The organism is Bradyrhizobium sp. AUGA SZCCT0283 (assembly GCF_018130385.1).
GTDB lineage: Bacteria > Pseudomonadota > Alphaproteobacteria > Rhizobiales > Xanthobacteraceae > Bradyrhizobium.
In genome coordinates this window covers 213,772-225,991 of record NZ_JAFCLU010000004.1, presented here as the reverse complement: position 1 = coordinate 225,991, position 12,220 = coordinate 213,772, and the positions used below count along the sequence as shown (strand labels likewise).

General features: G+C 63.8%; 11 protein-coding genes. 6 read left to right on the top strand and 5 right to left on the bottom strand.

Annotated features, from left to right (window positions below):
- Positions 1-9: 9 nt before the first annotated feature.
- On the bottom strand, positions 10-1,146 hold the full coding sequence (locus JQ624_RS08410) for a patatin-like phospholipase family protein (protein ID WP_212418395.1): 1,137 nt from the start codon (positions 1,144-1,146) through the stop codon (positions 10-12).
- A 154-nt stretch (positions 1,147-1,300) separates the two neighbouring features.
- Entirely contained in the window at positions 1,301-1,810 is a 510-nt protein-coding gene (locus JQ624_RS08405) for a YcgN family cysteine cluster protein (protein WP_212418394.1), read from the bottom strand.
- Positions 1,811-2,093: 283 nt separating this feature from the next.
- On the opposite strand from JQ624_RS08405, the gene JQ624_RS08400 reads away from it, so the two are divergent.
- The 3 genes from JQ624_RS08400 (at position 2,094) to JQ624_RS08390 (ending at position 5,727) form a co-directional block, all read left to right on the top strand.
- Positions 2,094-4,379 carry a transglycosylase domain-containing protein gene (locus JQ624_RS08400; protein ID WP_212418393.1) on the top strand — a complete coding sequence of 762 codons (2,286 nt, stop codon included), beginning with the start codon at positions 2,094-2,096 and terminating at the stop codon, positions 4,377-4,379.
- Between the two features lie 152 nt (positions 4,380-4,531).
- Positions 4,532-5,110 carry a DUF1214 domain-containing protein gene (locus tag JQ624_RS08395; RefSeq protein ID WP_212418392.1) on the top strand — a complete coding sequence of 193 codons (579 nt, stop codon included), beginning with the start codon at positions 4,532-4,534 and terminating at the stop codon, positions 5,108-5,110.
- On the top strand, positions 5,107-5,727 hold the full coding sequence (locus JQ624_RS08390) for a DUF1254 domain-containing protein (RefSeq protein ID WP_212418391.1): 621 nt from the start codon (positions 5,107-5,109) through the stop codon (positions 5,725-5,727). Before JQ624_RS08395 ends, JQ624_RS08390 begins: the two co-directional genes overlap by 4 nt.
- Before the next feature lie 155 nt (positions 5,728-5,882).
- Here JQ624_RS08390 and JQ624_RS08385 read toward each other — a convergent pair whose 3' ends face one another.
- Positions 5,883-6,740 carry an MBL fold metallo-hydrolase gene (locus JQ624_RS08385; RefSeq protein WP_212418390.1) on the bottom strand — a complete coding sequence of 286 codons (858 nt, stop codon included), beginning with the start codon at positions 6,738-6,740 and terminating at the stop codon, positions 5,883-5,885.
- A gap of 92 nt (positions 6,741-6,832) precedes the next feature.
- Here JQ624_RS08385 and JQ624_RS08380 point away from each other — a divergent pair, with 92 nt between their 5' ends.
- Both JQ624_RS08380 and JQ624_RS08375 read left to right on the top strand, forming a co-directional pair.
- Positions 6,833-7,690: a LysR family transcriptional regulator gene (locus tag JQ624_RS08380; RefSeq protein WP_212418389.1), complete on the top strand. Its 858-nt coding sequence runs from the start codon at positions 6,833-6,835 to the stop codon at positions 7,688-7,690.
- A gap of 715 nt (positions 7,691-8,405) precedes the next feature.
- On the top strand, positions 8,406-9,914 hold the full coding sequence (locus JQ624_RS08375; RefSeq protein ID WP_212418388.1) for an amidohydrolase family protein: 1,509 nt from the start codon (positions 8,406-8,408) through the stop codon (positions 9,912-9,914).
- 90 nt (positions 9,915-10,004) lie between these two features.
- Here the strand turns inward: JQ624_RS08375 and JQ624_RS08370 are convergent, their stop codons facing one another.
- Entirely contained in the window at positions 10,005-10,778 is a 774-nt protein-coding gene (locus JQ624_RS08370; RefSeq protein ID WP_212418387.1) for a hypothetical protein, read from the bottom strand.
- Between the two features lie 16 nt (positions 10,779-10,794).
- The gene (locus tag JQ624_RS38485; protein ID WP_249129542.1) at positions 10,795-10,995 is read right to left on the bottom strand and encodes a hypothetical protein; all 201 of its coding nucleotides are present in this window, start codon (positions 10,993-10,995) and stop codon (positions 10,795-10,797) included.
- A gap of 281 nt (positions 10,996-11,276) precedes the next feature.
- On the opposite strand from JQ624_RS38485, the gene JQ624_RS08365 reads away from it, so the two are divergent.
- Positions 11,277-12,215 carry a DUF2336 domain-containing protein gene (locus tag JQ624_RS08365; protein WP_409334305.1) on the top strand — a complete coding sequence of 313 codons (939 nt, stop codon included), beginning with the start codon at positions 11,277-11,279 and terminating at the stop codon, positions 12,213-12,215.
- The last annotated feature ends 5 nt before the right edge of the window (positions 12,216-12,220 follow it).

Genomic DNA, 12,220 nt, shown 5'->3' with positions numbered 1-12,220 from the left:
GCCTTCCCGTCAGACCCCGGATTGGGGATATGGAAACGCCGGCGGCGGCCCGAGGCGCGAGTCCAGATGCTTGCGCAGCGCCGCATCGCAGACCGCGTAACCCCAGTTGATCAATCTCTCTTGCGTCCGCTCGTCGAGCCGCTTCAGGCGCGTCGGCAACTCGGCAAGCTGCGTCGTGCGGTCCAGCGGACAGTTGAGCGCATCGGGCAGTTGGTAATCCGCGATGTCGGTGCGGATGCCCCAGTAAGCGCCCTTGCGCGCCCCCGACACGAAGGAATCGATGACCTGGCGCTTGCGCAGCGAGCGCACCTGGTTGTCGATCAGGTTCAGAACCCGGTAGGAATGCCGCGGCCAGTCCGTCTCCGGCTCTTCCTCTTCCTGGGTTTTGCCGCCGGCATCGCTCACCAGAACCGTCTGGTGCCGCTTCCATGCGGTCTCCAGGCCGAGATTATCGTAGACGCCGCCGTCGCTGAGAACGACGCGGGTGGTGAATGGCGGCCGTTGCAGATCGAGCCCGGTGCCCGGCACGAAGTCGGCGTCCCTGAGGCGCAGTTCGAACGGGGACAGGACCGGCGGAAACGCGGACGAAGCCGCGACCGCCTGCGCCAGAGGAATTTTGGGATTTCTGACCTCGCCAACGCGGTAGTCGCGCATATAGGGCTTCATGAAACGCCAGAGCGCGCCGGATTGCACATTGGTCGCATTGATCACGAAGCGCGGCTCGTCGGGCATGTCCTGCAGCGTCTTGCCGTGAAACAGGTGGTCGTCATACGCCTTGGCGATGCGGTCGCCGACGCTGCCCGGCAACAGCGCGCCCAGAATGACGGATTCCGCATCGATCGTGATACCGGCGAAGGCGCGCAGCGGCTCCACGAATTTGGGAACGAAATCGCTCCTGACGCTGTCGGGGCCGAAGCTGAGGCCGCGCCAGGCCAGCGCCAACTGGCCGGCCGTGATCGAGCCGCCCGAAACGCTTGATATCCGCTTGATGTTCTGCAGCAGCCCGGTCTCATAGAGGCGCCAAAGCACGCCGATATGAAACACCATCGCGCGATAGCCTCCGCCGGAAAGGCAAAGCGCGGAGGTCGGCTCGGGCGGTCTGTTATCGTCGTCCGTCGGTATCGACTGAACCGGACCAGTATTCATGGGACACCTCAAAAATTGAGGGACATCTCATTGACGGAAAATCAAAATCTAGCGCAAAGCCTAAGGATGTTGGTGTTCAAATGTACAACCACCTTAGCGCGCCGATGACCGAATGGAAAGGCGCATGTGGCCATGGCCGGAGCGCGCGAGACAATCAGGGCCGCTTCTTCAGCCGCGCCAGCTTGGGCAAAAGTGCCGGCCATTGCACGATGTGGTCCTCGAGATCTTCGTCAGGGATTTCGTCCTCGGTGCCCTGCACCCTGCCACGCACCGAAACCCCGGCTTCATGCACGGTGTTGGGGTCACCCGAAATCAGCGGGTGCCACCAGTAGAGATCGCGCCCCTCCGCGACCAGTTTGTAGCCGCAACTCGGCGGCAGCCAGTTCAGGGTGCGGACGTTCTCGGGCGTCAGGCGGACACAATCCGGAACCTTGTCGGAACGGTTCTGGTAATCCTTGCAGGTGCATAGGCCGGAATCGAGCAGCTTGCAGGACACATGGGTGAAGTAGATTTTCCCGGTATCCTCGTCCTCGAGCTTTTCCAGGCAGCAGCGCGCGCAGCCGTCGCACAGGCTTTCCCATTCGGCGCTGGACATTTCCTCCAACGTCTTGGTTTTCCAGAAGAATCCCTCCTGGCTGGAAGCTCGCTTGGGCGGTGCGGTCATGAAGTCGGATGGTTTCCGGGTCGGGTTCGGCTGCAGTCCTTCTAGGGGGTCCGGCAACCAGGGCGCAAGCGGGCTGACTACGGACGCAAAAAAGCCGGGAACGCGTTAGGGCTGACCACCAAAATGGTGAGCGAGAGCATTGGTTTATAGCCCCCGCTCGGATAGAACAATTGCGAGTCCCCAAGCGTCCTAAAAGCGCCTTGGGTTTGCCGCAACATCAAACCATGACGTCTCGATAGCGCCCGGCCGGGTGCGTGAGCGTTTCGAACGACCAAGGGTCCCGGTGCGCCAGATCGTACCTCCACACTGGAAGCAGAAGATCCGGAACTACTTTCTGGATCTGGATGCGCGCATCGATTCGACGCTGTTCTCGTCGGGCAAGGGCCTGCGCGAGCTGTACGAGCGCTACTCCACCTTCATGGACCGCTTCTATGTCGGCCGCTGGAAGCGCTGGGTCTTCATCGAGCCGTTTTCGGAAGCCGCCACCATCGGCCTCGGTGGCCTGGTCATGATGCTGGCGCTTGCGATCCCCGCGTTTCGCGAAACCGCCGATGACGACTGGCTGAAGAAATCCGATCTCGCGGTGTCGTTCCTCGACCGCTACGGCAATCCGATTGGCAGCCGCGGCATCAAGCACAATGACTCGATCCCGCTTGAAGACTTTCCGGACAATTTGATCAAGGCGACGCTCGCCACCGAAGACCGCCGCTTCTACGACCATTTCGGCATCGACATCGCTGGCACCGCGCGCGCGCTCGTGACCAACGCACAGGCCGGCGGCGTGCGCCAGGGCGGTTCCTCGATCACGCAGCAATTGGCGAAGAACCTGTTCCTCAACAACGAGCGCACCATCGAGCGCAAGGTGAAGGAAGCGTTTCTGGCGGTCTGGCTCGAGACGCGGCTGACCAAGAACGAGATTTTAAAACTCTATCTCGACCGCGCCTATATGGGCGGCGGCACCTTCGGCGTCGACGGCGCGGCGCATTTCTACTTCAACAAGTCGGCGCGCGACGTCAATCTCGCGGAATCGGCCATGCTGGCCGGACTGTTCAAGGCGCCGACCAAATACGCCCCGCATATCAACCTGCCCGCCGCCCGCGCCCGCGCCAACGTCGTGCTCGACAACCTCGTCGATGCCGGTTTCATGACCGAGGGCCAGGTGTTCGGTGCCCGGCGCAACCCGGCGGTCGCCGTCGACCGCCGCGACGAGAACTCGCCGAACTACTATCTCGACTACGCCTTCGAAGAGATGCGCAAGCTGGTCGATACATTCCCGAAATCCTATACCGAGCGCGTCTTCGTGGTCCGCACCGCGATCGACATGAACGTGCAGCGCGCCGCCGAGGATGCCGTCGAAAACCAGCTCCGCCAGTTCGGCCGGGACTATCACGCCACCCAGGCCGCCACCGTGGTCGCCGATCTCGACGGCGGCGTCCGCGCGATGGTGGGCGGCCGCGACTATGGCGCCAGCCAGTTCAACCGTTCGACCGACGCCTACCGGCAGCCGGGCTCCTCGTTCAAACCCTATGTCTACACCACCGCGCTGCTGAACGGTTACAAGCCGTCATCGATCGTGGTCGACGGCCCGGTCTGCATCGGCAACTGGTGCCCGCAAAATTATGGCCACTCCTATTCCGGCTCGGTGACGCTGACCCAGGCGATCACCCGCTCGATCAACGTCGTGCCGGTGAAGCTGTCGATTGCGCTGGGCGGCAAGTCGCCGAACCCGGCCAAGGCCGGCCGCGTCAAGATCACCGAGGTGGCGCGCCGGTTCGGCCTCACGGCCCCCCTGCCGGATACGCCATCGATGCCAATCGGCTCCGATGAAGTCACCGTGCTCGAACACGCGGTCGCCTATGCGACCTTCCCGAACAAGGGCAAGTCGGTGAAACCTCACGCGGTGCTGGAAGTGCGCACCGGCGCCGGCGACCTGGTCTGGCGCTTCGACCGCGACGGCAAGAAGCCGGTGCAAGCCATTCCCGCCTCCGTCGCCGCCGACATGGCGTGGATGATGAGCCACGTCGTCAGCGAGGGCACCGCCCGCCGTGCTGCGCTGGACGGTATTCCGACCGCGGGCAAGACCGGCACCACCAACGCCTACCGTGACGCCTGGTTCGTCGGCTACACCGGCAACTTCACCTGCGCGGTCTGGTACGGCAATGACGATTACTCCCCGACCAACCGCATGACCGGCGGTTCGCTGCCCGCGCAAACCTGGCACGACATCATGGTCGTCGCGCATCAGGGCGTCGAGGTAAAGGAAATCCCCGGCGTCGGCATGGGCACGAAACTGCCGCAGTCCGCCCTGCCCCCCAGCGTCGCGGCCAACGGCGCGCCGCGGGTGCTGGAGACCAAGCCGGGACCGCCGCCGGTATTGACCAAGCGCGGCGCGGATATTCTGGTGCGCGTCGAGCGACTGCTCGACGAGGCCGGCAAGGCCGCGGGCAAGACCTCGTCCAACGATCAGAAGCAGCCCGCCAAGCCCGTGACGTCTGGCGCGCTGGCCTTCCCCGAGAACTATGTCGCAGCCGCTGGCGACCAGCCTGCGCCGGCGCAGCGGAAGAATTAAAAGGCATGATCCGGCAGAATGTTAACCGGCTTTCCTCGGAGCAGATGCGAGGCGTCTGCGCCGACATGCTCAAACAAAAAGAAGCGCTTCAGGTTTCGGATGAAGCCGGTTCAACCGGAATCTGATGCCGTGAGATTTCGGAGCCCTGGCCTGTGCGGCTGATCTTCATCACCTTGCTGGCGTTGGCGCTTGCCACGGCCGTCGGTCTTGGCTCGACCTACATGACGGCGACGCGCGGCACCGATCTCGGCACGCTCACGATCGGCGCCTGGACCGCGCGGCCCAAGAGCGGCACCGCCGAGGTCGATCCCTATTCGCGCGCCTCGATCGCCCGCAGCGGCGAATTGCCGATCGGCACCGGCGACGGCATCGCCTTCTCGGCAACGTCGGACGACAAGAACAGGCCGCTCGACGGGCGCTGCGACGTGGTCGTCAGCGGGGTGACGCCTGCGGCCCGGTTCTGGACGCTGACCCTGTTCGACCGCAAGGGCCATCTGGTCGCCAATTCGCTGCAACGCTACGGCTTCACCAGCCAGGAGATCGTCCGCGGCTCCGACGGCGCGTTCGAGATCCGCGTGGCGGCGCGGTCGCGGGCCGGCAACTGGCTGCCGACCGGCGGCATCGAGCGCTACGCGCTGATGCTGCGGCTCTACGATACGCCGGTTGGCGTGGCGACGCGGACGCAGCGCGACGCGCCGATGCCCTCCATCACGACGGTAGGCTGCCCATGATCCGGCTGGTATTCACTATCATCGCGGGCGTGCTGCTGGGCGGCGTGGTGCATCTCGTCAGCGTGCTGGCGCTGCCGCGCATTGCCACCCAGGACGCCTATTCGCGGCTGACGCCGATGACCAAGGAGAATGCCGTCACGGCGCTGCCGCTCGCCGAGCCCAACAACGCGCCGATGCCGTTCATGGACCCGGCCTTTGCGGTCGCGATCTGCCGCTACGACCTTACCGGCGGCCCCATCAAGCTGACGGTGCCGGTCAGCCAGGCCTATACTTCAGTGTCGTTCTACACGCGCAACGAGGTCGCCTATTACGCCATCAACGACCGCTCGGCCGGCCGCAAGGTGATCGAACTCGACCTGATGACGGAAGAGCAGCATTCCGCATTGCCGGAAGATGAGGAAATCACCGCCGCCGACCGGCTGATCATCGACTCCCCCACCGCGACCGGCCTGATCGTGCTGAAGGCCTTAGCGCCGGAGCCGGGGTTGATGCCGCAGGCGCAGGCCTCGCTCGCGGCATCGCGCTGCACCGTGCAGACTGAGCCTCCGCCGACCAAGCAACCCGAACCGGCAGCGCCTGCGCCGGCCCCTGCGCCTGCGCCACGGGGCAAGCGCTGATCACGGCCTGGAGCGGGATGGGCGGTATACCGCAGGGTCCAGACACAAAATCGCGAAAACAACCCCATGCAAAGTAGGATGGGCCCCGGCTCGCAGCACTCACGCCGCCTGCGTCCGGGGCACGAAATGGTCCGTCGTCACGGCCCAACCTGACCTCATCCTGCTCCAGCGTGAGCCGGCACTTCCTGGTGTTGGCCGCAACGGCAATTCTCGTAGTCCACGGGATCGTGGCTGTTGAAGATGGTCACGGCATCGCCGTGGTTGGCCTTGAGCGTCCGTAGCCGCTCCTGGTTTTGGACGCGCATGGCGCGATCCATGTCGGCGCGGCGCTGAAACATGCCGAGCACCAGCGGCATTTTCGGCGAAGCCTGCATTTGCCCGTGGAAGAAATAGGCATCGCCGGCGTGCAGCAGCCATTTGCCCCGGCTCCTTACGGCGATGCCGCAATGACCTAAGGTATGACCGGGCAACGGGATCATCAGGATATCAGGCTCGCGATCGCCGAGCGCGCGCACGCCCTTGAAGCCGAACCAGTCCTCGCCGCCCTCCCCGTAGAATGCCCATTGCGGACCGTGCTTCCACTGATCAGTGATGTAGCGGCCTTTCGGTGCCGGCGTCCGGCGCGTCACCGCCATGTCGTGCTCGCGGCGATGGACGTGCACCTTCGCGTTCGGAAAATCCGGAATACCGCCGGCATGATCGCGATCGAGATGCGTCAGCAACAGATGCCGCACGTCGCTCTTGGAATAGCCGAGCGCCTCGACCTGCCGCACGGCGGTCTCCGCCGGATCGAGCCGTGGCGTCGTCTGCCGGACCCATTTGGGTCCCAGCCGCGGCGGATTGCCAATGTCATCCAATCCGATGCCGGTATCGACCAGCGCCAGCCCGTCATTGGTCTCGATCAGCAGACAATGACACACCATGCGCGCGCGCTGGAAAATGCTGCCGGTGCCGTTCACCAGGCGTCGGCCGATCGGGCACATGGTGCCGGTGTTGAGATGGTGCACGCGCATGACATGTCTCCTTCGAGGTCAGGCGTCTTGCTTGCCATCCGGCATACCATAGGTAAAATATCGATATCTGATAGTATCGATAGGAACAGACTATGGATATCCGCGAACTCCGCTATTTCGCCGCCGTGTTCAGGGAGCGCAACCTGACGGCGGCCGCCAAGCGCTGCTTCATCTCGCAGCCCTCGATCTCGGCGGCGATCACCAATCTGGAAGCCGAACTCGGCGCGGCGCTGTTCATCCGGCACAAGAAGGGCATGGCGCCAACGGAAGCGGCCGAACAATTCCACGCCGTGGCCCGCCGCATCATCGATGAGGCGGACGCCGCGAAAAACTTGTTTCGAAAGCCTGCGACGCGGAACGCATTGACGCTCGGCCTGATGCGCACGCTCGACCGGCCGCGAACCATTGCGCTTCTGAAGCCGCTGACCGGGACTTCCGACATCGCGCTCCGCCTCGTCGGCGTCGATGAGCCTTCGGATGCGCGGATCGTCTCCAGGAATCTGCTGCGCGCCGACGAACATTTTGTTCCGCTCTGGGTCGAGCGCTACGTCGCAGCGCTGCCGCCGTCGCATCCGCTGACGCTGAAGGAGCGGCTGCGCACCGCTGACCTCGCCGACGTCGCCATGGTCGACCGCTGCCATTGCGAGCAGAGCGCATTCTTCGGCCGCGCCGCATCGGCGTCACGCCAGCCCGCGGCGATTGCCGAATCCGAAGACTGGGCGATGGCGCTCGTTGCCGCCGGCGTCGGGATTGCCATCGTTCCCGAAGGCGTGGCCCGCGCCAATTCCGATGTCGCCGTGCGCGAGATCGACGTCGACGTGAAGCGCGAGGTTGGCCTCGCCTACAGTGCGGCGCGCCCGCCGTCGGAAGTCCTGCAGAACTTTATCGCGAAACTGCAGAGCCAGCGTCCCAAAGCGGGCCGCGCCAAATCGAAGGCTCGGAATCGTTGACCAGGGGCGCGTACTCATAATCGGGGTACTCAAACTTATCCCGGCCTAAGTCAGCTCCACTCCAATAGCGGCGCGAAAGCGGACCATGCCCCTATGTCCGGGTAGGGCCGATATTGTTTGCAAAAGTCGAAAATCGAGCGACCCGGAAAATCTCGCGAAAGTTGATTTTTGGACTTCTCCGCAGCTGCGTCGCTTTTCAACGCCACTGCGGAGGTCCGTGATCGATTTTGGATGAAACGATATGGTCCCTCACGTTGCCGCGCGTAAAGCGCATCAGCGGCTTTAAGAATTTTCGTTCGCCACCCCAAAAAGACTTTTGCAACAATATCGGCCAAAGGGCGACGTCACGCCTTTGCTCGACGACCACGGCAGTACGTTGCCGCTCGCTCTGTCAAACCCTGCCAGTCGCAGTGGGGAGTTTTGGGACAGTGTGACTGTCGGATAACTTGCTTGCGCGAATGGAAGTTTGAGCATTGAATTCGGCTATGATGCCGCCACTACCGCAAGTAGTTTTGCAAGTGTGTCTGTGCTCTCGCAGCACGACATGATGAAGAGACTCGCCTGGGCGTGAAGCGAGTGTGACGGCCTCATGCGTAGCGAACGCGGGAGGTTACGCCTATTCCGTTCTTCTAACTGATCGGGAGTGGCCAAATCGCGCAGCCTCATGCGCGCACCGACCAGCATCGTCGATGGCGCCCAAAGAGGGAGAGAAACAATGAGCACTTGGCTTAGTGAGCGAGAGCAACGTCTTGTCGCGGGCGCGGAGGCGGCATCGGCAGCAACGCCGATTCCCACTCAGATTGTTTCCAACGGCGAGTATCTGCCGCCCCCGCAGAGCGCCGTGCAAAAAAAGGTCGAGGCACGGATCAACGAACTCGCCGACGTTAACGGCAAGCACCTCGGCTTGAGCCGCAGGCAGTTCCTGCATACGAGCTGCGGCATGGCCGCGGCGTTCCTCGCGATGAACGACGTCTACGCCAATATTTTCCAGGTCGCGCCCGCCGAGGCCCGCGAGCCCGAATTGATGCTGGCGCGCGCGCAAGGCCTCGCCGGCCAGTTCATCTTCGACGTCCAGACCCATTTCGTGCGCGACGACTTCGATCACAAGGAGCTCTTGGGGCTGGCCGACTTTGCAAGCCAGCACTGGAATCCGAAGATGAAGGAGGAAGGCGTCTCCTCGCTCGCCCGCTACAAGTTCCAGAATTACGTAAAAGAGATCTACTACGACAGCGACACCAACATGGCGCTGTTGAGCGGAGCGCCGTTCGACGATCCGAGCTGGTGGCTTCTTTCCAACGAGCAGATCGTCAAGGCCCGCGAACTCATTAACGACTTCGCCGGTTCGCGCCGCCTGCTGGCGCACAGCGTCATCACCCCAAAGCAGCCCGGCTGGATGGAAGAGGTCGACAAGGCAATCGAGGTCTACAAGCCGGATTCCTGGAAGTCCTACACGATCGGCGATCCGCTGGCACCCTCCAAGTTCCCATGGCGGCTCGACGACGAGCAGGTGATGTATCCGTTCTACGAAAAAGCGGTGAAGGCCGGCATCAACACGCTGTGCATCCACAAGGGGCTGCTGCCGCCCGATTACGAGAAATCGTTCGCCGGCGTGTGGGAATATGCAACCGCGTGGGACATCGGAAAGGCGGCGAAGGACTGGCCGCAGATGAACTTCGTGATCTATCACTCGGCGCTGCGGGCGTTCCTCGAGCTGCCGGACAAGGCCTGGGCGGAGTTCGAGCAGACCGGCCGCATCCAGTGGGCCTCGGACCTCGCGGAAATCCCGCAGAAGTTCGGTGTCACCAACGTCTATGCCGAACTCGGCACGTCCTTTGCCAACTCAGCAGTCGCGCATCCCAAGTTCTGCGCGGCGCTGGTCGGCACGTTGATCAAGGGCATGGGGGTCGACCACGTGATGTGGGGCACCGATTCGGTCTGGTACGGCTCGCCGCAATGGCAGATCGAGGCGCTGCGCCGGCTCGAAATCCCGGAGGACATGCAGAAGAAATACGGCTTTGCGCCGCTCGGCGACGCCAACAGCGGCACCAAGCAGTTGATCTTCGCGGGCAACGCAACCAGGTTCTACAAGATCAAGCTCAAGGCGGCCGATAACACGAGGATGCCAATCTTTTCCGAGGACCGCCTCGCAGCGCTCAAGAGCGAGTACGCACAAGCTGCGGAGCAACCCTCGAACCTCCGCTACGGATACGTTCGCGCCGCCTAAGTGCCAACAGCTGCGGCGGCGCAGCGGCCAATGGCCTACCTGACTGGATCGGAGCCCTTGCCGCCAAGAAGTGCGTTAGTGAACCACGCCCTAGCCCTTCACCGTCACTGGCCGCCCGATCACCGGCTGGGCGGCGACCGGCGGATTGGCGGTTTGCGCGGCGAGTTCACCGATCAGGCGGTCGGCATCGGCCGCGATCGTATCGGGCGTCTGAATCACCAGCCGCTCCAGCGCCCAGCGATACGACGAAATGCGCCGCTCCAGGCATTGCTGGACCCATTGCACGATCAGCGTGTTCTCTTCCATCCGGGCGACCGCATCGGCCTGTTCGCGCGGCGACAGTTCCGACACCATCTTCAGGCTGGCGCTGCGCTTGCGGTCGAGTTCGATGACGCGCGCGGCGGAGGCAAAGAACGGCTCGAACCTCGTGATGTCGTTGCGGACGTCCTCGATCAGCTGCTGATAACGCGAGGTGTGCGAGCGGTGCGGCTCGTCGATCAGGGCGCGTCCATAGGTGGTGCGGTCGAACACCACCTTCTGCCGCCATGGCGAGGGCAATGGCTGGTAATCGCCGAACACGCTCTTCCAGGCGGGCCGCGAATGCGGCGGCTCGATCAGGGGATAGGCGAGATCGCGAAGCTGGCGCTCGTTTTCGGTGAGCTGAAAGTGCGATGGCTTGAGGCCGACGCTGGCCGTGGCCTCGGCGCCCAGCCAGCGGTGCATGTCGTCATTGCGCATATCGGCGCGGGTGCGGCCGAAATCGCCGCCGCTGCAGCCGCCGAGCACAGCACTTGCCACGAGCAGCATGAGAGCCGGGAGTGACCGAAGCCCGGTGGTCCGGATCGGGAGGCACAGCTCCGGCATTTCAAATGTCCGTCGTTCAGGGGCGCCGACGGCGACGGCGACCGGGTGCTGTCCCCTCTTCCGGTCCGCGCCCGTCGCCGGTTTCGCCGGCTTCACGTTCGATGCGGACAACGGGAAGGATCAGTACGGTTCCCAGGCCATCGCGTGGAGCGCCATCCATGCTTGAGCCCAGCCGCCGCGAAGCCGCATCCGCCGGAAATTCAATGATGGTGCCCATGTTCCGTTCTTTCTGGTTGCCGCACGGACGATCTGGCCGGCGACATGCCATTATTCAGAACAGAACGTGGTTAACGGCATCTTAATTTGTGCAGGGGGTACAGTTACGGGTTCCGGGGCTGCTTGCGCGCGCCGAAAGCGCGCATTTTATCGGATTTCTTCACAGGCTGTTTTCCTTAACCAACTCTTAAAGTGCCGTGCGTAGGCTGACGCGAGGGATTACCGAAGTCGCGTACACCTGACATGACCGCAGCTCCATTGTTTCCAGGATTCGACGGGCTAATGACGCTCTCGCGCCGCGAGGGCGTCGATATCAGGCCGACCTTGCTGCGCGTGCTGACCGACCTCTATGTCCAGACCAGCGCCCATTCCGCCGACGAGGAGCGGCAGTTCGTCGAACTGACGTCCCGCCTCATCGACCAGGTCGACGACGCCACCCGCGCCGCGGTGCGGGCGCGGCTCGCGATCTATCCGGCGACCCCGGCCGAGATCATGGACAAGCTCGGGCTGCAGCGTTCGCCCCCCGGCGAAATGCTGCCGGTCGCGGCGGCGATTGCCGCTGCTCCGACCAGCGCGCCGACGGTGAAGGCGCCGACCGAAGCGCAGTTGCGGATGGCGTCTACCCTGGCGATGCGGCCCAACGATGCCGCCGAAATCAGCGACATGTTCTTCGCGGCAGGCGCCAGCGAGCGCGCGCTGATCCTGCACAATCTCGCCGACACGCCGCTGAAAGCCTCGGCGCGAATTCCGGCAGCCCGCGCCGCGCGCGCGCTCCATATCCTGGAGATGGCCGCATTCGCCGAGGACACCGAGAATTTCGCACTCGAACTGGGCGAAGCCTTGATCCTGCCGCAGCGGATTGCCGAACAGGTGGTCTACGATCCCGGTGGCGAGCCGCTGGCCTGCGCCGCGCGGGCGCTGGACATGCCGAGCGCCGCGTTCCAGCGCGTGCTGCTGTTCCTCAATCCCGAGTTCGGCTCATCCGTGCACAACGTTTATCGTTTGTCGCGGCTATACGACCGCTTGAGCGAACGATCCGCGCTGGTGATGCTGGCCGCGTGGCGCGGCTCGACCATGGCGGTCACCCGCGCCAAATATCGCGCCGCGCTCTACGACGACGAACGCCATCGCGCCCGCGCTGCGCCCCCGCAAACCCGCCCCACGGTGCAGCCCGGAACTGCGCCGGCCATTCGCACCGGCACCGACGGTTCGAAGCGTTAGCTGGC